This window comes from Neotabrizicola sp. VNH66, assembly GCF_049445895.1.
In the GTDB taxonomy this organism is placed as follows: Bacteria; Pseudomonadota; Alphaproteobacteria; order Rhodobacterales; family Rhodobacteraceae; genus Pseudogemmobacter.
Map to the genome: position 1 here is coordinate 440839 of NZ_JBMSDW010000001.1, position 19124 is coordinate 459962.

The 19124-nt window shown below is 65.6% G+C and carries 18 protein-coding genes; 10 read left to right on the forward strand and 8 right to left on the reverse strand.

What is annotated here, in order from left to right; all coding sequences use genetic code 11:
* Positions 1–55 precede the first annotated feature (55 nt).
* The 4 genes from phaC (at position 56) to ACO2Q5_RS02285 (ending at position 4310) form a co-directional block, all read left to right on the forward strand.
* Positions 56–1873: a class I poly(R)-hydroxyalkanoic acid synthase gene (gene phaC / locus ACO2Q5_RS02270; protein WP_423287953.1), complete on the forward strand. Its 1818-nt coding sequence runs from the start codon at positions 56–58 to the stop codon at positions 1871–1873.
* A gap of 281 nt (positions 1874–2154) precedes the next feature.
* The gene (locus tag ACO2Q5_RS02275; RefSeq protein ID WP_423287954.1) at positions 2155–2604 is read left to right on the forward strand and encodes a Phasin; all 450 of its coding nucleotides are present in this window, start codon (positions 2155–2157) and stop codon (positions 2602–2604) included.
* A gap of 176 nt (positions 2605–2780) precedes the next feature.
* Positions 2781–3350, forward strand: a complete 570-nt coding sequence (gene phaR / locus ACO2Q5_RS02280; RefSeq protein ID WP_423287955.1) for a polyhydroxyalkanoate synthesis repressor PhaR — start codon at positions 2781–2783, stop codon at positions 3348–3350.
* 9 nt (positions 3351–3359) lie between these two features.
* Complete coding sequence (locus ACO2Q5_RS02285; protein WP_423287956.1) at positions 3360–4310, forward strand: LysR family transcriptional regulator; 951 nt, start codon at positions 3360–3362, stop codon at positions 4308–4310.
* Positions 4311–4316: 6 nt separating this feature from the next.
* On the opposite strand, the gene ACO2Q5_RS02290 is transcribed toward ACO2Q5_RS02285, so the two are convergent.
* The 8 genes from ACO2Q5_RS02290 to ACO2Q5_RS02325 form a co-directional block, all read right to left on the reverse strand.
* Positions 4317–5504, reverse strand: coding sequence for a DegT/DnrJ/EryC1/StrS family aminotransferase (locus ACO2Q5_RS02290; protein ID WP_423287957.1), 1188 nt, complete (start codon positions 5502–5504; stop codon positions 4317–4319).
* Positions 5505–5716: 212 nt separating this feature from the next.
* On the reverse strand, positions 5717–6259 hold the full coding sequence (locus tag ACO2Q5_RS02295; RefSeq protein ID WP_423287958.1) for a sarcosine oxidase subunit gamma: 543 nt from the start codon (positions 6257–6259) through the stop codon (positions 5717–5719).
* A complete protein-coding gene (locus ACO2Q5_RS02300) occupies positions 6252–9176 on the reverse strand; it encodes a sarcosine oxidase subunit alpha family protein (protein WP_423287959.1) in 2925 nt (974 codons plus the stop codon). Before ACO2Q5_RS02300 ends, ACO2Q5_RS02295 begins: the two co-directional genes overlap by 8 nt.
* The gene (locus ACO2Q5_RS02305; RefSeq protein WP_423287960.1) at positions 9173–9439 is read right to left on the reverse strand and encodes a sarcosine oxidase subunit delta; all 267 of its coding nucleotides are present in this window, start codon (positions 9437–9439) and stop codon (positions 9173–9175) included. The genes ACO2Q5_RS02300 and ACO2Q5_RS02305 overlap by 4 nt, the downstream gene beginning before the upstream one ends.
* Positions 9440–9607: 168 nt before the next feature.
* On the reverse strand, positions 9608–10858 hold the full coding sequence (locus ACO2Q5_RS02310; RefSeq protein ID WP_423287961.1) for a sarcosine oxidase subunit beta family protein: 1251 nt from the start codon (positions 10856–10858) through the stop codon (positions 9608–9610).
* 128 nt (positions 10859–10986) lie between these two features.
* On the reverse strand, positions 10987–11520 hold the full coding sequence (locus ACO2Q5_RS02315; protein WP_423287962.1) for a dihydrofolate reductase family protein: 534 nt from the start codon (positions 11518–11520) through the stop codon (positions 10987–10989).
* A gap of 114 nt (positions 11521–11634) precedes the next feature.
* Positions 11635–12192, reverse strand: coding sequence for a Dps family protein (locus ACO2Q5_RS02320; RefSeq protein ID WP_423287963.1), 558 nt, complete (start codon positions 12190–12192; stop codon positions 11635–11637).
* Between the two features lie 97 nt (positions 12193–12289).
* On the reverse strand, positions 12290–13726 hold the full coding sequence (locus ACO2Q5_RS02325) for a Glu/Leu/Phe/Val family dehydrogenase (protein ID WP_423287964.1): 1437 nt from the start codon (positions 13724–13726) through the stop codon (positions 12290–12292).
* Positions 13727–14128: 402 nt separating this feature from the next.
* Here ACO2Q5_RS02325 and ACO2Q5_RS02330 point away from each other — a divergent pair, with 402 nt between their 5' ends.
* From ACO2Q5_RS02330 to ACO2Q5_RS02355, 6 genes are all read left to right on the forward strand, one after another.
* Complete coding sequence (locus ACO2Q5_RS02330) at positions 14129–15904, forward strand: pilus assembly protein TadG-related protein (RefSeq protein WP_423287965.1); 1776 nt, start codon at positions 14129–14131, stop codon at positions 15902–15904.
* Positions 15901–16452 (forward strand): TadE/TadG family type IV pilus assembly protein, encoded by a 552-nt coding sequence (locus ACO2Q5_RS02335; RefSeq protein WP_423287966.1) that lies wholly within the window; start codon positions 15901–15903, stop codon positions 16450–16452. Before ACO2Q5_RS02330 ends, ACO2Q5_RS02335 begins: the two co-directional genes overlap by 4 nt.
* A gap of 9 nt (positions 16453–16461) precedes the next feature.
* Positions 16462–17028: a TadE/TadG family type IV pilus assembly protein gene (locus ACO2Q5_RS02340; RefSeq protein WP_423287967.1), complete on the forward strand. Its 567-nt coding sequence runs from the start codon at positions 16462–16464 to the stop codon at positions 17026–17028.
* Between the two features lie 43 nt (positions 17029–17071).
* Positions 17072–17305 carry a hypothetical protein gene (locus ACO2Q5_RS02345; RefSeq protein ID WP_423287968.1) on the forward strand — a complete coding sequence of 78 codons (234 nt, stop codon included), beginning with the start codon at positions 17072–17074 and terminating at the stop codon, positions 17303–17305.
* 91 nt (positions 17306–17396) lie between these two features.
* Positions 17397–18695 (forward strand): homoserine dehydrogenase, encoded by a 1299-nt coding sequence (locus ACO2Q5_RS02350; RefSeq protein WP_423287969.1) that lies wholly within the window; start codon positions 17397–17399, stop codon positions 18693–18695.
* The gene (locus ACO2Q5_RS02355; RefSeq protein ID WP_423287970.1) at positions 18696–19091 is read left to right on the forward strand and encodes a VOC family protein; all 396 of its coding nucleotides are present in this window, start codon (positions 18696–18698) and stop codon (positions 19089–19091) included.
* Positions 19092–19124 lie beyond the last annotated feature (33 nt).

The window sequence follows — 19124 nt, forward strand, 5'->3', positions numbered from 1 at the left end:
CGGTCGGCGGCGCCAGATGCTGCATGCGCAGCAATGTTAGGGGGGAAACTTTGTTATGACAACTGCCGAATACGGGAAAGATATGGACCCGGCCGACCGTGCGGAACGGCTGAAGGCAAATCTCGCCCGGCTGGAAGAGTTGTCGGCCCGGCTGACCACCGCCCTGACACAGCGCCGCCCGCATGATCCCGCGCTGAATGGCCCGGGCGCGGATGTATATGTGAAGGCCGCCGCCTCTTACATGGCCGAAATGATGCAGAATCCCGCGCGCGTGCTGGAGCAGCAGATCAATTACTGGGGCAAGACCCTGACCCATTACGTCGAGGCGCAGCAGGTGCTGGCAAAGGGAGAATTCAAGGCCCCGCCCGACCCCGGCCCCAAGGACCGGCGCTTTGCCAATCCTTTGTGGGACACCCATCCCTATTTCAACTTTCTGAAGCAGCAATATCAGCTGAATTCGGAAGCGATCACCGCCGCCGTGGGCGACATGGAGAGCCTTGAGCCGGAGGACCGCAAGCGGGTGGAATATTTCGCCCGGCAGATCGTGGACATGTTCTCGCCCACCAACTTTCTGGGCACCAACCCGGATGCGCTGGAAAAGGCGGTGGCGACGGATGGCGAAAGCCTTGTTCAGGGGCTGGAGAACCTTGTCCGCGACATCGAGGCCAACCATGGCGAAATGATCGTGACGCTGGCGGACAACAACGCCTTTACCGTGGGCGGCAACATCGCCACCGCACCGGGCGCCGTCGTCTACCGCAACCGGATGATGGAGCTGATCCAGTATTCCCCCACGACCGAGACGGTGCACAAGACGCCGCTGCTGATCTTTCCGCCGTGGATCAACAAGTTCTACATCATGGACCTGAAGCCGCAGAATTCGCTGATCCGCTGGATCGTGGATCAGGGCTTCACCCTGTTTGTGGTCAGCTGGGTCAACCCCGATGCCAGCTATGCCGAGGTGGGGCTGGATGACTACATCCGCGAAGGCTATCTCCGTGCCATGGCCGAGGTGCGCCGCATCACCGGAGAGCCGCAGATCAACGCCGTGGGCTATTGCATCGCGGGCACCACGCTGGGCCTGACGCTGGCGCATCTGCAAAAGGCGGGCGACAAGACGGTGAAATCCGCCACCTTCTTCACCACGCTGACCGACTTCTCGGACCCGGGTGAGGTGGGCGTGTTTCTGACCGACGATTTCGTGGACGGAATCGAACGGCAGGTGGCGCAGGACGGCGTGCTGTCACGGCTGTTCATGCAGCGGACCTTCAGCTTCCTGCGTTCGAACGACCTGATCTACACGCCCGCGATCAAAAGCTACATGATGGGCGAGGCGCCGCCCGCCTTCGATCTGCTGTACTGGAACGGCGACAGCACCAACCTGCCCGCGAAGATGGCGGTGGAATACCTCCGCGGCCTCTGCCAGCGCGACGGCTTTGCCCGCGGTGAATTCCCGGTGCTGGGCCATCCGGTCAGCCTTCGCGATGTGAAGGTGCCGCTCTGCGCCATCGCCTGCGAGACCGACCACATCGCCCATTGGCGCGGCAGCTTTAACGGGGTGAAGCAGATGGGGTCGAAGGACAAGACCTTCATCCTGTCGGAATCGGGCCATATCGCCGGGATCATCAACCCGCCGTCCAAGGGCAAATACGGCCATTACACCAGCGAGGCCCCGGTGGCCGGCGCGCCCGAGGACTGGCTGGCGGGGGCTACGAAACATGCGGGCAGCTGGTGGCCCCGCTGGGGGAAATGGCTGGCCGCCCAATCCGGCGCCATGGTGCCCGCACGCATTCCCGGCGACAGCGTCCATCCCGCACTGGCCCCCGCACCGGGTGGTTACGTGGTGGCAAAGACCGCGCTTCCCGCCAGTTGATTCGTCCCGCTTTCCCGGCATATTCCCGCCGCCGCCCCGACCGGGCGGCGGCGGCCTGTTTTCCGGCACCCGCAGGCAGGTTGACAGTCTTTCGGTGATCTTCGGGCAAGATCAGCCTCTTGGCAGACGGACATCCGGACAACTCGCCCCATGCTTGTATCCCCTGCCCCGGATCGCGCTCCGGCAATGCTGCATTGCAGAAAGAGACTTGAAATGCTGCGGTGCAGCATGTATATACTGGCTCAGGAAACGGGCGAACCCCGGACGCAGGAGATGATGAAATGACCAAGACCCCCGACTTCACCAAGGTGTTTCAGGACATGATGGCTTCGTTCCCGGTGGACAGCGCCGCCTTCCAGAACGCCTTCAAGACCCAGGCCGCTTTTGGCGAGAAATTCTCGAAGGTCGCGCTGGAAGCTGCCGAGAAGTCGACCGAGATCACCACGAAATGGGCCAAGGACACGCTGGCAAAGCTGTCGGACATTTCGAAGGCCAAGGCTGACCCGGCCGATTACACCAAATCGGTGACGGATTTCGCTTCGGCCGCTGCTGAAATGGCTGCCGAGAACATGGCCGCCTTTGCCGAAGTGGCGAAGAAGGTCCAGATGGAAACGGTTGAGCTGATGCTGGCCGCCGGCAAGGAAGTGTCGGAAGACGCCACCGCCGCCGTGAAGAAGGCCACTGCCGAAGTGACCTCGGTCGCGAAAAAGGCTGCTGCAGCCGCGAAGTAATCTTCGCGGGCGGGTGTACGCAACGTCCCTCTCCTCCCAGATGAAGCGCCACCCCGGGCGGGTCCTGCAAAGGGCCCGCCCCTGCCTTTTTGGCGAAGGCGTTTCTGCGCCTTGCTTTTCGCTGCATCCCTGCCCTAAGCTTCTCTGCAACCGCAAAGCCGGAGGGGAGGCCCGCGATGTCCGAGACCGACAAGCCGCTGCTGATCAAGCGTTATGCCAGCCGCCGCCTCTACAATACCGAAACGTCCGATTACGTGACGCTGGAGGATATCGCCGGCTTCATCCGCAAGGGGCGCGAGGTTCAGATCGTCGATCTGAAGACCGGCGACGACCTGACCCGGCAGTATCTTTTGCAGATCGTGGCCGAGCATGAATCCAAGGGCGAAAATGTCCTGCCGGTGAATGTGCTGACCGATCTGGTCCGCAGCTATGCGACCGGAATGCAGGCGGTCATGCCGCAATTTCTGGCCTCCAGCTTCGACATGCTGCGTGAAAGCCAGGCCAAGATGATGGAAAACCTGTCGCATTTCCCGAACCCCATGGTCAATATCCCGGGGTTCGAGGCGCTGCGGAAACAGCAGGAAGCCTTCCTGAAATCGATGATGAGCGGCATGCCGGGGATGCCCGGAATGCCGGGCTGGCCCGGATCGACCGGCCCCGCGCCTGAAGGCGAAGGCAAGACCGACGACATTGCCGACATCAAGAAACAGCTTGCCGAACTTCAGGCGAAGCTCTCCAAGCTCTGACCCCCCGGAATGGCTGAGCCAGAGGGCCGCGTTTCGCTCTGGGGGATCGAGGTCTTCCTGACCACCGCCGAAGAGGGCGCGATTTCAGCTGCGGCGCGGCGGCTTGGGGTCAGCCCCTCGGCCGTCAGCCAGCAGATTTCCGCATTGGAGGTGGCGCTTGGCGCCACGCTTCTGGACCGCGGCGCGCGGCCGGTGCGGACCACGCCCGCGGGCGCCATGTTCCGCCGCCACGCCCAGACCATGCTGAATGCCGCGCAGGAGGCACGCGCCGAACTGGCCCGCGCCGATCTGGCCGGGCTGACCACCCTGCGCCTTGGCATGATCGAGGATTTCGAGGCGGATGTGACCCCGCGCCTTCTGTCCGGTCTGGCGACCGATCTGCCCGGTTGCCGGTTCCTTCTGGACACCGGCCCCTCGCACCGCCTGCTGGACCAGCTGGAAACGCGGGCGCTGGATCTGGTCGTCGCCGCCGATTTGCCCGCCGACAGCCCCGGCCCCGACGGACGCGAAGTGCATGCCCTGCTGACCGAGCCGTTTCTGGCCGTCGTGCCCCGCGGCGCCGATCCTGCCACCCTGCCGATGATCCACCATTCCGCCCGGCTGCTGATGGGGCGCCAGATCGCCGCCCATCTGGCGCGCGAAGGCATCGCCCCCGCCGCGCGGTTCGAACTGGACAGCTATCACGCCATTCTCTCGCTGGTCGCCGCTGGAGAGGGCTGGGCAATCCTGACGCCCCTTGCGCTCCATCGCGCGCGGCGGTTCCGGCATGAGGTGGACCTGCGGCCCCTGCCCTTCGCGCCCTTCAGCCGCAGCCTGTCGCTGTCGGCCCGCGCGGGTGTGCTGCGCGATCTGCCGGGGCTGGTGGCCGTCCGGCTGCGCCAGCTGATCGGAGCCGAGGTCATCGGCCCCGCCCTGCGCGACTGGCCCTGGCTTGAGGGGCGGCTGACGCTCGCCCCCTGACGCTTCTTAGGCCTTCACATCCTGCACGGCGGCCAGCACGGCGCCTGCAATAAAATCCAGCTCCGCATCGGTCAGCCGCACCGGCAGCCGCACGTCACAGGCCCGCATCAGCATGGCGCGAGTCTGCGGCAGATCGGGCTGGTCGCCCAGAAACTGCCAGTTCCAGAAGGCGCGCGCATTTCCCTCGCTCAGCCCGAAGACCTGCACGCCGACGCCGCGCGCCTTGGCCGCCCGCTGGAAGGCCCGCGCCTCGTCATCGGTCCAGTCACCGGTCAGGTTGAACTGGATCGAGTCGGGCGCGCGCAGCTCCGGGGCCAAAGCCTCGGGCACCGACAGCCAGGCACTGGTGTTCAGCTGCGCCGCCACCCGGTCATGCCCGGCACGGCCCCGCTCTACTCGCCCCGCCAGCGCGGGCAGCTGCGGGCGGATCACCGCGGCGGACAGGTTCTGCATCCGCAGGTTATAGAGCGGCAGCTTGTTCTGCCAGGCGCCAAAGCTGTTCTGAAGCCCCGGGTGTTTCTTCCAGTTGTCCTCATAGGCGCCGGACATGATGATCGCGCGGGCCGCAATCTCCGGGTCGTCGGTGATCATCATCCCGCCTTCGCCCGCATTCACCATCTTGTAGGACTGAAAGCTGAAACAGCCGACGCGCCCGATGGTGCCGATCTTGCGCCCGCCCCACAGCGTGCCCAGCGAATGCGCCGCATCCTCGACCACCGGAATGCCGCGGGCATCGCACAGCGCAAGGATCGCATCCATATCGCTGGTATGGCCGCGCATATGGCTGATCATCACCGCCTGCGCCTCGTCCAGCTTGGCGGCGAAATCGGCCATGTCCACGCGGTAGTTGTCACCTACTTCGACAAGAACCGGCACGCAATCGGCATGAACCACGGCCGAGGGCACGGCGGCGAAGGTAAACGCCGGGATCAGCACCTTCGCCCCACGCGGCAGGTCCAGCGCCTTCAGCGACAGGAACAATGCGGCGGAACAGGACGAGACCGCCAGCGCATAACGCACCCCCATCAGTTCGGCGAATTCCGCCTCCAGCAGCGCCACCGGCGCATCCTTGGGCGCAGTGTAGCGGAACAGATCCCCCGAACTCAGCAGCCGGTCGATCTCGGCCCGGGCGGCCTCGGGGATCGGTTCGGCGGCATGGCAATCGGGGGGAAGGGTCTGACCGTCGGGCGACATTTTCAGCTTTCCTGAAACGAACTTTCAGAAACCGTGTAAACATGCCGCAGACGACACGCCAGTGACAAATTCCCCTTTGGCCGGTTCCTGCCGATGAAAACCGCCTCCGCCCGCAGCCCGGGACGGAACATTCCTCTTTCCAGTTTGCCCAAATATCCCGGGGGAGTCCTTGCGGAACGCAAGGACGGGGGCAGCGCCCCCGGCGCGCTTGTTCAGCCCGCGCGGGCCTCCAGATGGTCCTGCACCTGCGCCAGTTCGTGCCATGCCGTCCGGGCCATGGACCGGAACACCCGCAGCTCGAACGCCTCCGCCCCGGTGCAGATCAGCACCGCGGGCACATGGTTCAGCCCGCAGCGCGCCGCCTGCCCCGGGCCGAAGACCGCGGGCCGCAGGTCCAGCGCCACCAGCCGCGCCAGCGCCGCCCGCGCCGCAGGACCGGACAGCGCAATCCCCGCCCAACCGCCGGACTGGTCCGTCACCGCGGCATGGCCGTCCAGACCGCCGGGCAGCGGCCCGGACAAGAGCGCCTGATCCCGCCCGGTCCAGACGATCCGGGCCTCTCCGTTCTGCGCCCATGTCCCGGGTGCCGGAAAAACCAGCCCAAGGGCTTTCAGCGCCTTGGCCGCGCCCTTCGCCCCGCCGGGAAACAGCGCAACGGACCACAGCGGCCCCTCGGCCAAGGGGGTCAGCGTGACCCCGGCCTTCGTCCGTTCGGCCTGCCCGTCGAACGGGCCTTTCGCGATCAGTTCAGGCACGCATCCGCCCTCCGTCCGGGTCCAGGAACACGGGGTCGCAGACCTCGCATTCCACGTCGATCTCGCGCAGGTGGTCCACCAGCCGGATCGTCTCGCCATGCCGCGCGCGGCCGTCGGTCAGGAAGGCAAGCCCCAGCCAGGCCTGCAGCGTGGGCGACCAGCAGACCGAGGTGACATAGCCCTGATCATTCTCGCGCTCGACCGCAAAGCCGGGGCGGAAGAGATGCGCCCCCGCGGTGATCGGCCCCTTGGCCTTCAGCCCGACCAGCTGCTCCCGCTCCGGCCCCCAAAGCCCGGGGCGCGTGGCCGCGGCCTTGCCGATGCAGTCCTTCTTCGCGCTGACCATCTTCTCCATGCCGATGTCAAAGGCGGTGGTCCGCCCGTGAATCTCGGCATGGGTGATGAAGCCCTTTTCGATGCGCAGGACGTTCAGCGCCTCCATCCCGTAGGGGCCGCCACCCATCGTCTCGGCCCGGGCGACCAGATCGCGGAACAGAGCCTCGCCATAGCGGGTGGGAACGGCGATCTCATAGCCCTCTTCCCCGCTGAACGAGATGCGGAAGAGCCGCCCCTCCACCCCGCCGATCCGGGTGGGACCGCAGCCCATGAAGGGCAGGTCCACCGGCACTTCCAGCAGGGAATCGAGGAGCGCCCGCGCCTTCGGCCCCGCCACGGCGAACTGCGCCCAGCTTTCGGTAACACTGACGAACCGCAGGTCCCAACCGGCACAAAAGGCCTGATGCACGAAATCCAGATGCCGCATCACCGGCCCCGCCGCAGCGGTGGTGGTGGTCATCAGGAAGTGGTTTTCTCCCAGCCGGGCGGAGGTGCCGTCGTCGAAGACAAGCCCGTCTTCGCGCAGCATCAGCCCATAGCGGACCTTTCCGACCGGCAGGGTCGAGAAAGTGTTGGTATAGACGAAATCCAGAAACCGCGCGGCATCGCGGCCCTGAATGTCGATTTTGCCCAGGGTCGAGACATCGCAGACCCCCACGGCATTGCGGACCATGGCGACCTCACGGTCGCAGGCCTCTTTCCATGTCGTCTCTCCCGGCTTCGGGAAATAGCTGGGGCGATACCACAGCCCCGCCTCGATCATCGGCGCGCCCCGGTCGCGGCTGGCCTGATCGCTGGTCAGAAACCGTTGCGGCGCAAAGCCTTCGGCCCGGCCACCAGCCCCCATGGCGGCGATCGACACCGGCGTATAGGGCGGGCGGAAGGTGGTCGTCCCCGTCTCCGGGATGCCGCGGCCCGTCGCATCGGCCAGCACCGCCAGCGCGGCCACATTGGAATTCTTGCCCTGATCCGGCGCCATGCCTTGCGTGGTGTAGCGCTTCATATGTTCGACGCTGCGGTAGTTTTCCGCCGCGGCCAGCTGCACATCCTTCACCGTCACGTCATTGGCAAAGTCGAGCCAGGCGCGGCCCCGCGCACCTTTCGGCCCCTCCACCGTCCAGACGGCCCGGTGGGCATAGGGCGTATCCTCAGCGGCCGGAAGGGCTGCCTCAACGGGCTTTCGGCCAATGGCCTCCAGCGCCTTTTCGGCAGCGGCCCGGCCGGTCGTCAGCGCGCCATGGGTCGAGAAACTGCCATTCGCGGCACCCACAGCCACCAGCCCGGGCACAGCGCCTTCCATCGGGACGAAGGCGGCCAGATCCTCGCTCCAGCGCGGGCGGCCGTTCATATGGCAGGTCAGATGCAGCGTGGGGTTCCAGCCGCCGGACATGCCAAGGCAATCGGTCTCGATCCGGAAGGTCTCGGCGCCCTTGCGGACGGTGATCGAGGACAGGCCGTGGCGGCCCTGGGTGTCGATCACCTCGGCCCCCAGATGCACGGGGCAATCCTCCACCGCGCTGGCATCGGGCCGCGGGTCGATGATCGCGGCCACCTGCACGCCCGCGGCCATCAGGTCGCGCGCGGCGGCACGGGCGGCATCGTTGGCGGCAAACAGCGTCACGCGCTTGCCCGGCACCACGCCGAAACGGTTCAGATAGGTCCGCAGGGCGGAGGCCATCATCACACCGGGCCGGTCATTCATCGGAAAGGCGATCGGGCGTTCCAGCGCGCCGGAGGCGAGGATCACCCGCGGCGCGACGATGCGCCAGAAGCATTCGCGCGGCAGGTTCGGACGCGCGGCGCGGTGCAGGCCCACCCGCTCCAGCGCGGCATAGGTGCCGTGGTCATGGGCGCCGGTCACAGTGGTGCGGGTCAGGATACGGACATTCGGCAGGGCGCGCAGCTCTGCCTCCACCGCGGCCACCCATTGCGCCGCCGGTTCGCCCCCGATCAGCCCGCGGTCGGACAGAAGCCGCCCGCCCAGCACCGGCTGCTCCTCGGCCAGCACCACATCCGCCCCCGCCCGCGCGGCGGTCAGCGCGGCGATCAGCCCCGACGGCCCCGCGCCGATCACCAGAAGGTCGCAATGCGCCCAGGCCTTTTCATAGGCGCCTTCGTCATGCTTGCCCGAAAGCCGGCCGATCCCCGCCGCCCGGCGGATCGCGGGTTCATACAGCTTTTCCCAGAAGGCCCGCGGCCACATGAAGGTCTTGTAATAGAACCCCGCGCTCAGGAACGGGGACAGCAGGTCGTTCACTGCCAGCAGGTCGTGGCGCAGGCTGCCCAGATGGTTCTGGCTCTGCGCCTCCAGCCCCTCGAACACCTCCTGCATGGTGGCGCGGACATTCGGGGTCTGGTTGGTCTTGCCGATGACACCGACCAGCGCGTTCGGCTCTTCGGACCCCGCGGTCAGGATGCCGCGGGGGCGGTGATATTTGAAGCTGCGCCCGACCAGCCGTACCCCGTTGGCCAAAAGGGCCGAGGCGAGCGTGTCCCCCTTGAACCCGGTGTAGTCCCGCCCGTCAAAGCGGAACCGCAAAGGGCGGCTGCGGTCGATGATGCCCTTGCCGTCGATCCTCATTTGCCGCCCCTGCCCGCCACCAGTTCCACGGCGGAAATGTCATGCGTCACCGTGTTGCGGGTGACCATAAGCCACTGCGCACAGCCCTGTTCGTGATACCAGAGGTCCCGCGTCACCCCGGCGGGGTTGTCGCGCAGATGCAGGTAATTGTCCCAATCCGCCAGCGGGGCCGCCGCCGCCGGGCGATCCAGATAATCGGAGGCGCCGTAATAATAGAACTCCCGCCGGTCACGGTCGCCGCAAAGAGGGCATTTCAGGCGCATCGGTCGGTCTCCTTCGCGGGCCGGGCAAAGGGGCGCTGCCCCTCGGGCTTCGCCCTCACCCCGGGATATTTGGACCAGTCTGAAAGGGCTTTCATACTGGCATAAATATCCCCGCCGGAGGCATCTGTCGGCGCGGCGGGGCGCAGGGGTCGGGCGTTGCGGGCCATGTCAGTGCAGGTTGTGCTGGCTGCCCGTGCCTTCCTCGTCGAGGAGATGGCCGGTGCGGAAGCGGTCAAGGCGGAAGCGTTTGGCATAATCATGCGGGCTGTCGGTGGCCATCAGATGCGCCATGCACCAGCCCGAGGCCGGCACGGCCTTGAAGCCGCCATAGTTCCAGCCGCAATCGAGGTAGAGCCCGTCGATATGGGTCTTGTCGATGATGGGGCTGCCATCGGGCGTCATGTCCATGATGCCGCCCCAGCTGCGCAGCACGCGGGCGCGGCCGATCATCGGCATCAGCGTCATGCCCGCCTCCATGACGTGTTCCACCATGGGCAGATTGCCGCGCTGCGCATAAGAGGCATAGAAATCAAGGTCGCCGCCAAAGACGAGGCCGCCCTTGTCGGACTGGCTGATGTAGAAGTGCCCCATGCCAAAGCTGATGACATGGTCGATGCAGGGCTTCAGCCCCTCGGTCACGAAGGCCTGCAGGATATGGCTTTCCACCGGAATGCGCATCCCTGCCATGGCCGCCACCTGACCGGAGCGTCCGGCGGCCACCATTCCCACCTTCTTTGCCCGGATCGGGCCGCGGGTGGTCTGCACGCCGGTGACCTTTCCGCCCTCGATGTCGATGCCGGTGACTTCGCAGTTCTGGATCAGGTCCACGCCGCGCCGGTCGGCGCCGCGGGCATAGCCCCAGGCCACCGCATCATGCCGGGCGCTGCCACCGCGGGGGTGCAGCAGACCGCCATAGATGGGAAAGCGGGTCTGTTCGAAGTCGAGCCAGGGCAGCAGATCGCGCACGCCGTCGCGGTCCAGCAGCACCGCATCATCGCCCTGATTGATCATCGCATTGCCGCGGCGGGCAAAGGCGTCGCGCTGGCCGTCCGAGTGGAAGAGGTTGATCAGCCCGCGCTGCGAATGCATCACGTTGTAGTTCAGATCGGCCTCCAGCCCTTCCCAGAGCTTCAGGCTGTGGCTGTAGAATTCGCTGTTGCCCGGCAGGAAGTAGTTCGCGCGCACGATGGTGGTGTTTCGTCCGACATTGCCGCCGCCCAGATAGCCCTTTTCCAGCACGGCGATATTGGTCAGCCCGTGGTTCTTCGCCAGATAATAGGCGGTGGACAGGCCATGCCCGCCGCCGCCGATGATCACCGCATCGTATTCGGCCTTCGGCGCAGGATCCCGCCACGCCGGTTTCCAGCCGCGGTTGCCGCGCAGCCCTTCGGCAAAGACTTTCCAGCCGGAATAACGCATCGCATCGCCCCTTGTGACCCGGCCATCAAACCGGGGTCGCGCGCACTATTCAAGGGGTGGGCGGCGAAACCTTTGCCAGTGGCGACATTCCGCGTCGCGGATGGCGCGCGGCCGGCGGCAAGCGGGGATCAGCCGGCCGGGCGGCGGCGGTACTTCACATGGACCGCGCCCTTGCGCCACGGGCGGGCAAAATCCAGATCCCATGCCGTTTCCGCCGTGCCGGTCGGAAACAGCGGGATACCCGCACCCAGAACGACCGGGATCACCGCCATTTCCAGCACATCCAGCCGCCCGAGCGCCAGCATGTCGCGGATCACCTGCCCGCCGCCCTCGACCCAGACGGTGGCATGGCCCTCGGCCTCCAGCTCTGCCACCACGGCGGCCAGATCGCCCGACCGCTGCCGCACGCCGGGCGGAAGGGGCGCCGGCAGCGGGCGCGAGGTCAGGACGGTGACCGTTTTGTCGGCATAGGGCCAGTCATGCCCGGCAATCGCGTCATAGGTGCCGCGGCCCATCACGATGGCGCCGACCCCGGCATAGAACTCTTCGAACCCCAGACCTTCGGGCGGATAATCGGCCACCAGCCAATCCTCGACCCCGCCATCGGGGCGGGCGATCCGGCCATCAAGGGAAACGGCAATGTGACAATGGAAGACGGTCATGCTGTGCTCCGGAATAAAAAGAGAACATCCGTAGTACAAACGCCGCCGCGGGGCAAGCCTGCGGCGGCGCAAGTGAGGCATGGTCGTCACAAGAGACAGCGGGAGTGTATGGCGTCAGTGGCCACCGCTCATCGCCGGACGCAGGGTTTCGAACAGGAACCAGACACGGGTTTCGGTGGCGTCGATCCAGTCTTCGATCAGGCTGGCGCTGCCGATGTCGCCATGTTCATCACACAGGTCATGCGCCTCGCGCAGCGCCACCACATAGGCCCGGTTGTCCTCCATCAGCTCGGCCAGCATGTCGGCGGGCTCGACGAAATCGGCCTCGTTCGGCTTCACCCGGGTCATCTTGGCGATCTGGTTCACCGATTTCAGCGACTGGCCACCGATCTTGCGGGCACGCTCGGCAATGTCATCGGTGGCGCCAAGGATTTCGGCGGCATGGTCGTCCAGCATCCGGTGATAATCGCGGAAATGCGGGCCGGAGATATGCCAGTGAAAGTTCTTGGTCTTCAGATACAGCGCGAAACTGTCGGCCAGAAGGCCGTTCAGCGCAGCGCAGATATCCTTGACCGCATTGTCGCCCAGATCGGTGGGCGTCTTCAGGCGGGCCTTCAAAGAGGATTTCATGGAAGACGGGGCAGCGGGGGCAGCAGCGGATTTCTGGGCCATGATCTGGGTCCTTTGGACGGGGAAACGGGTTACGGGGTCTTACTCCGGAACAACCCCGCCCCCGGCCCGCCGGTTCCGGCCGCCGCCCCCGCGCAGGTCACAGACCCTTGGACCGATAGGTCTGCGCCACGCGACTGATGGCGACGATATAAGCCGCCGTCCGCAGATCCTCGACATCGTCACGGCCGTGCCAGACCTCGCGCATCGACTGATAGGCCGTGCGCATCGTGTCATCGAGGCCGGAGCGGACCAGCGCAAGCTCATCATCGCCGCGCAGGAACTTGTCCTTGAAATCGGCGGCCAGCGTCCAGCCCAGCCCCTTGTCCGCCGACAGCCGTTCCAGCTCCTCGACCAGCAGGCGCGAGCGCGCCTCCTCGGCCCGGCGCTGCATCCGGCCAAAGCGGATGTGGGATAGGTTCTTGACCCATTCGAAATAGCTGACCGTGACGCCGCCGGCATTGGCATACATGTCGGGGATGATGACCGTGCCCTTCTTGCGCAGGATCTCATCGGCGCCAAAGGTGATCGGGCCGTTCGCCGCCTCGATGATCAGCGGTGCGGAAATGCGGTCGGCATTGCCGCGGTGGATCACGCCTTCCATTGCGGCCGGGATCAGGATGTCGCAGTCGGCCTCCAGCACCGAGGCACCGTCCTCGACCCATGTGGCGCCGGGGAAGCCTTTCACCCCGCCATGGGCCTGTGTCCAGGCTTTCACCTCCTCGACGTTCAGCCCGTCCTCATCGACCAAAGCGCCGTCGCGTTCGATGATGCCGGTGATCTTGCAACCGTCCTCTTCGGACAGGAACTTGGCGGCGTGATAGCCCACATTGCCAAGGCCCTGCACCACAACGCGCTTGCCCGCCAGAATGCCGGACAGATGGGCCGCCGCAACATCCCCGGGGTGGCGGAAGAATTCGCGCAGGGCATATTGCACGCCGCGGCCCGTCGCCTCGACCCGGCCCTGAATGCCGCCCGCATGTGGCGGCTTGCCGGTGACGCAGGCCTTGGCGTTGATGTCGGTGGTGTTCATCCGGGCGTATTGATCGGCGATCCAGGCCATCTCACGCTCGCCCGTGCCCATGTCGGGGGCGGGCACGTTCTGCGCCGGGTGGATCAGGTCGCGCTTGATCAGCTCATAGGCGAAGCGGCGGGTGATCTGTTCCAGCTCATGGTCGTCCCACTGCCGGGGGTCGATGCAGAGCCCGCCTTTCGAGCCGCCGAACGGCGCCTCGACCAAAGCGCATTTGTAGGTCATCAGCGCGGCAAGGGCCTCCACCTCGTCCTGATGCACCGTCAGCGCATAGCGGATACCGCCTTTGACCGGCTCCATATGCTCGGAATGGACGGAACGATAGCCGGTGAACGTCTCGATCTTGCCGCGCAGCCGCACGCCGAAACGCACGGTATAGGTGGAATTGCAGACGCGGATCTTGTTCTCAAGCCCGGGACTGAGATCCATCAGCCGCACCGCGCGGTTGAACATCAGATCGACGGACTCCCGGAAACTCGGTTCCTGAAGCTGCGGGTTGGTCATGCGCATCCTCCCTGTAACCCGCCGCGGATCGGCGGTGTCACGGGAAGTCTAGCCCTTTGCAGATCGGCGCGGAACCGGGCGATCTGCTGAATAACCATGCAGTGTGCGCCGGAATAACTATGCAGCGCACGTCAGAATAGCCGCCGATCCATAAAACTGATTCGGTTTCTGCGGCCCGGGATCAACCCGGAATTGTGGCCCATCGTTGCCTTGCACGGCACAATCAGTGCTGTGACGCAGCGCCTGTTTCCCGGCCACCGGAAAGACGGCACCCTGCCCGCAGCCTGCCTTATTTCCGCCCGACGCAACGCGCCTATTCGGGCCTTGGTGACGCCCCGGCAGGTCCGGGGCCGGTTCTGCAACGGGTGCGACATGACCGGGATTGGCAAGACGAAGGGGCGCATGGCGCCGACAGGAAAGAGAACCGGCGCGCTGCGGCGCTTTGCCCGGGCGGAAGACGGGGTCATGGCCCCGCATATCCTGATCTTCTTCGTCCTGATGCTGATGATCGGCGGCCTTGCCGTCGATGTCATGCGCTACGAGACGCGCCGGGTTGCGGTGCAGAACACAATGGACCGCGCCACGCTGGCCGCCGCGAACCTGCTGGAAAAATCGCTGCGGCCCGAGGATGTGGTGCGCGACTATTTCAGGAAGGCCGCGCTCGGGCAGGAGCTCGATTCCGTGACCGTGACCGAAGGCATCAACTACCGGATCGTCTCGGCCGATGCGACGGTCAGCTCGAAGAACTACTTCATGCACCTGATGGACATTCCCTATCTGCAATCGGTGAATGCAAGCCAAGCCGAACAGCGCGTCAACAATGTGGAGATCGCGCTCGTCCTCGATATCTCGGGGTCGATGTACAACAGCGCGACGCGGATCGCGAACCTGAAGACCGCGGCCAAGGAATTCGTCGACACCGTGTTGATGAAGGATACCGAGAACAAGATTTCGATCGCGATCGTGCCCTATAACGGTCAGGTGAACCTGGGGTCCGCGCTGTTCAGCCGGTTCAGCGCAAACGATACCCACAGCTACGCGAATTCGTTCTGCCTGGACCTGCCGACCTCGACCTACGATTCCACCGAACTGTCGCGCACCACGGCCTTTCCGCAGACGCCCTTTGCCGACAGCTGGTCGTCGACGAACCAGACCACCTCTTATGTGGCATGGAACAACACCAGCTATGCCACGCTGACCTATGACAGCAACCGGGCGCTTTACTCGAACGTCTGGTGCCAGCCGGTGGCTGCCAATATCGTGCGGCTGCACAACAACAACCGCACCACGCTGAAGGCGCAGATCGACGGGCTGGTGGCCATCGGCGCGACCTCGATCGACCTTGGCATGAAATGGGGCACGGCGCTTCTGGATCCGTCCACCCGTCCTGTCACCCAATCCATGGCGACCGCCGGGCTGGTGCCCTCTTACTTTGCTAACCGTCCGGCAAATTATTCGACCCCGTCCACACCCGTCGACCAGCAGACGATGAAGGTCATCGTGCTGATGACGGACGGCGAGAATTTCGAGCAGGAGCGGTTCAACACCGGCTACCGCACCGGATCGGCCACCGGATCGGTGCCCTCGCCCGGAAGCGGCGGCTACCAGATCTGGCGGGCGACCGACAACAACTACTCGATATTCTTCAGCAGCAAGGTCACCTCGACGACCTCGACCACGATCTGCAACAGCCGACCCTATTACGTGCCCCATCTGGGAGCATGGCATTCGCGGCCCTGGAACGGCACCACGCCGGGAACCTCTGCCTGCTATGTTCCGGCGACCACGGTTTACACCAACACCTCGATCACCACCTGGCAGAATCTCTGGCAGACGGTCCGCGTCCAATATGTGGCATGGCAGTTCTTTGCCCGCCCGCTGGGCACCTCATCCTCGACCCGGACGAGCTATTTCAACAATGCGATGGCGGCCTTCCGCAGCCTGACCGGCACCGATGAGATGGACAGCCGGCTGGACACGATCTGCGAAGCGGCAAAGGCCAAGAACATCCTGGTCTACGGCATCGCATTCGAGGCGCCGGACGGCGGCAAGGCGGCCATTCAGGACTGCGTCAGCACGCCCCTGTCGAACTACTATTATGACGTGGCCGGCCTGAACATCTCCAAGGCGTTCAACGCCATCGCCTCGAACCTGAGCCAGCTGAGGTTGACGCAATGAGCACGGGTTCCGCCCTCCTGCGCGGCCTTCGCCGCCTGTGGCGGCGCGAAGACGGCAATGCCTCGATCGAATTTGCCATCGCTTTGCCCGCCACGCTGATGATCTTCATGGCCTCGGTCGAGGCGGGCTATTACATGATCCGCCACGTCATGATGGAGCGCGGGCTGGACCTCGTGATGCGCGACTACCGGCTTGGGCGCTACCCGCAGATCACCCACAGCCAGCTGCGCACGCTGGTCTGCAATGCAACGCCCATCCTTCGCAACTGCGAGCGGGATCTGAAGGTCTGGGTCTCACCCATCAACACCACCACCTGGTCGGTCAACACTTCGGCCTTCTATTGCGGCGACGGCAACGGCACCCTGAATGCGCAGACGACCGGCACCGTTCTGAACGGCGGCGCGAACCAGCCGATGTTTGTCCGCATCTGCACCCTGCAGAACCCGATTTTCCCGACCACCGGCATCGGCCTTGAACTGCGCGCCGATTCCCGCACGGGCGGGTATCAGCTGGCCGCCGCCACCGTTGTCGTGAACGAGCCGCGCTGAGGACACCATATGCATCCGATCCTTCACCGTTTGCGCCGGTTCCGGGACGAGGAAGACGGCATCATCATGGCCGAATTCCTGCTTCTGCTGCCGCTCCTGATCTGGGCGTTTCTGGCGCTGTTCATCTATTGGGATGCCTTCCGCACCATCAACGAGTCGCAGAAGGCCAGCTATGCAGTGGCGGACCTGATCTCGCGCCAGAATGACGTGCCCCTGTCCTTCGTGAACGGCATGGACGATGTCATGGAAATGATGATCACCAACTCGCCCAATGTGAAGGTGCGCATCACCTCCGTCGAATGGGACCGCGACGACAACCGGCATTACGTGCTGTTCTCGCGCTCTCCGGGGAACGAGATGCCCTCGCTGACCACGGCGCAGATGGTGCCGCTGCGCGGCAAGATCCCGATCATGGCCGATCATGACAGCGTGGTCATCGTCGAGACGGAGACCGACTACAAACCCCTGTTCGATGTGGGGATCGCGCCGCAGACCTTCACCAATTTCGTGGTGACCCGGCCGCGGTTCTACCGCAGGATCTGCCTGATCGAACAGCCCTGCCCCGCCACGATGTAAGCGGCCCTTCCGCCGCGGCCCGGTTCACGCTAGGGTCGCGGCGATGATGCACCGCCTTTGCCCCCTTGCCCTGCTGCTGGCCGTTGCGGCCTGTGCGCCGCTGCCCGATCTGGACGCGGTGGCGCCGCCCGGCCCGGCCATGCCGCCGCCCGCGCTTCGGCCGCTGGATCAGGTGCTGGCACAGGTGCCGGGCGCCAGCACCGACCCTGCCGCCGCACTGGATGCCCGCGCGGCCCGGTTGCGCGCCCGCGCCGCCGCCCTGCGCGCCGCGCCCTGAACCCGCGCCCCCGCGCTTTGCGCCACGTTGCACCTCGCGGGCCGAACGGCTAACACCCTCGGCAAAGATCCCCGACCCGAGAGGTTTCCCCATGTCGTCCCAACCCCTTCGCCTTGGTCTTGCGGGTCTTGGGACCGTGGGGATCGGCGTGGTGAAGATTCTGGAGCGCGAGGCCGCGCTGGTCGCCGCCCGGTCGGGGCGCCCGGTGGTAATCACCGCCGTTTCCGCCCGTGACCGCGCGAAGAACCGCGATGCCGACCTGTCGGCTTTCGCCTGGGAGACGGACCCGGTCGCGCTGGCCACCCGCGATGATGTGGATGTCTTCGTCGAGGTGATGGGCGGCCATGAAGGCCCCGCGAAAGCCGCGACCGAGGCGGCGCTGGCCGCGGGCAAGCATGTGGTGACCGCGAACAAGGCGCTGCTCGCCCATCACGGGCAGGCTTTGGCCGAAGCGGCCGAGGCCAGGGGCGTGGCCCTGCGGTTCGAAGCCGCGGTGGCCGGCGGCATCCCCGTGATCAAGGCGCTGACCGAGGGGCTGGCCGGCAACCGCATCAAACGCGTCATGGGTGTAATGAACGGCACCTGCAATTACATCCTGACCCGCATGCAGGCCGCCGGTCTGCCCTATCAAACCGTGTTCGAAGAGGCCCGGCAGCTGGGCTATCTGGAGGCCGACCCCAACCTTGACGTGGGGGGCATCGACGCGGGCCACAAGCTGTCGCTCCTCTCCTCCATCGCCTTCGGCACCCGCGTGGCCTTTGACGCGGTCGAGCTGGAGGGGATCGGCAATGTCTCCATCGACGACATCAACCTCGCCGACGACATGGGTTATCACATCAAGCTTCTGGGTGTGGCGCAGATGACCGGCCGCGGGCTGGAACAGCGGATGACCCCCTGCCTTGTCCCCGCCGAAAGCCCGCTGGGCCAGCTGCAGGGCGGCACCAACATGGTGGTGCTGGAGGGCGACTCGGTCGGGCAGATCGTGCTGCGCGGCCCCGGTGCGGGCATGGGCCCCACCGCCAGCGCGGTGATGGGCGATGTGATCGACATCGCCCGCGGCTTCGTGCGCCCGGTCTTCGGCATTCCCGCGACGCAGCTGACCCCGGCAGTGCCCGCCCGCGCGGCAACCCCCGCGCCCTATTACCTGCGCATGGCGTTGCTGGACAAACCCGGCGCACTGGCCAAGATCGCCACCTGTCTGGGCGAGGCGGGCATCTCGATCGACCAGATGCGCCAGATCAACCGCGAAGATCAGGAGGATGACGACGCCATCGTCCTGATCGTCACCCACAAGGCCAGCCCGGCGGACATCGAACATGCGCTGTCGCAGTTCAGCCAGACCGGGGTTCTGGTGGACCGTCCGGTCGCCATCCGTATCGAAGAGGTCTGAATGTTCAGCCATGTCACGGTCGGGATTTCGGATTTCGACCGGGCGCTGGCGTTCTGGCGGCCGCTGATGGCGGGTCTGGACCAGCGGGAGCGGATCATCGACCCCGCAAAGCCTTGGGCGATCTGGCAGCCCGCGGCGGGCGGGCGCCCGTTGTTCATCATCACGACCCCCTTTGACGGTGCAGCCCCCGCGCCCGGCAATGGCGCGATGGTGGCCTTCATGGCCCCCGACCGCGCCACGGTGGACCGGCTGCATGCGCTGGCCCTGACGCTTGGCGGCCGGGACGAAGGCGCGCCGGGCCTGCGCCCCGGCTATCATCCCGACTATTATGGCGCCTATCTGCGCGACCCCGACGGCAACAAGCTGTGCCTTGTCTGCCATGCGGCGGCACCCTGACAAAGCGGTCACCGCCTCTCTGGCGGGCCTTTC

Coding starts and splice junctions, on each gene's coding strand:
- phaC (WP_423287953.1), top strand. CDS start 56: ATGACAACTGCCGAATACGGGAAAGATATGGACCCGGCCGACCGTGCG.
- ACO2Q5_RS02275 (WP_423287954.1), top strand. CDS start 2,155: ATGACCAAGACCCCCGACTTCACCAAGGTGTTTCAGGACATGATGGCT.
- phaR (WP_423287955.1), top strand. CDS start 2,781: ATGTCCGAGACCGACAAGCCGCTGCTGATCAAGCGTTATGCCAGCCGC.
- ACO2Q5_RS02285 (WP_423287956.1), top strand. CDS start 3,360: ATGGCTGAGCCAGAGGGCCGCGTTTCGCTCTGGGGGATCGAGGTCTTC.
- ACO2Q5_RS02290 (WP_423287957.1), bottom strand. CDS start 5,504: ATGTCGCCCGACGGTCAGACCCTTCCCCCCGATTGCCATGCCGCCGAA.
- ACO2Q5_RS02300 (WP_423287959.1), bottom strand. CDS start 9,176: ATGAGGATCGACGGCAAGGGCATCATCGACCGCAGCCGCCCTTTGCGG.
- ACO2Q5_RS02305 (WP_423287960.1), bottom strand. CDS start 9,439: ATGCGCCTGAAATGCCCTCTTTGCGGCGACCGTGACCGGCGGGAGTTC.
- ACO2Q5_RS02310 (WP_423287961.1), bottom strand. CDS start 10,858: ATGCGTTATTCCGGCTGGAAAGTCTTTGCCGAAGGGCTGCGCGGCAAC.
- ACO2Q5_RS02315 (WP_423287962.1), bottom strand. CDS start 11,520: ATGACCGTCTTCCATTGTCACATTGCCGTTTCCCTTGATGGCCGGATC.
- ACO2Q5_RS02320 (WP_423287963.1), bottom strand. CDS start 12,192: ATGGCCCAGAAATCCGCTGCTGCCCCCGCTGCCCCGTCTTCCATGAAA.
- ACO2Q5_RS02325 (WP_423287964.1), bottom strand. CDS start 13,726: ATGACCAACCCGCAGCTTCAGGAACCGAGTTTCCGGGAGTCCGTCGAT.
- ACO2Q5_RS02330 (WP_423287965.1), top strand. CDS start 14,129: ATGGCGCCGACAGGAAAGAGAACCGGCGCGCTGCGGCGCTTTGCCCGG.
- ACO2Q5_RS02335 (WP_423287966.1), top strand. CDS start 15,901: ATGAGCACGGGTTCCGCCCTCCTGCGCGGCCTTCGCCGCCTGTGGCGG.
- ACO2Q5_RS02340 (WP_423287967.1), top strand. CDS start 16,462: ATGCATCCGATCCTTCACCGTTTGCGCCGGTTCCGGGACGAGGAAGAC.
- ACO2Q5_RS02345 (WP_423287968.1), top strand. CDS start 17,072: ATGATGCACCGCCTTTGCCCCCTTGCCCTGCTGCTGGCCGTTGCGGCC.
- ACO2Q5_RS02350 (WP_423287969.1), top strand. CDS start 17,397: ATGTCGTCCCAACCCCTTCGCCTTGGTCTTGCGGGTCTTGGGACCGTG.
- ACO2Q5_RS02355 (WP_423287970.1), top strand. CDS start 18,696: ATGTTCAGCCATGTCACGGTCGGGATTTCGGATTTCGACCGGGCGCTG.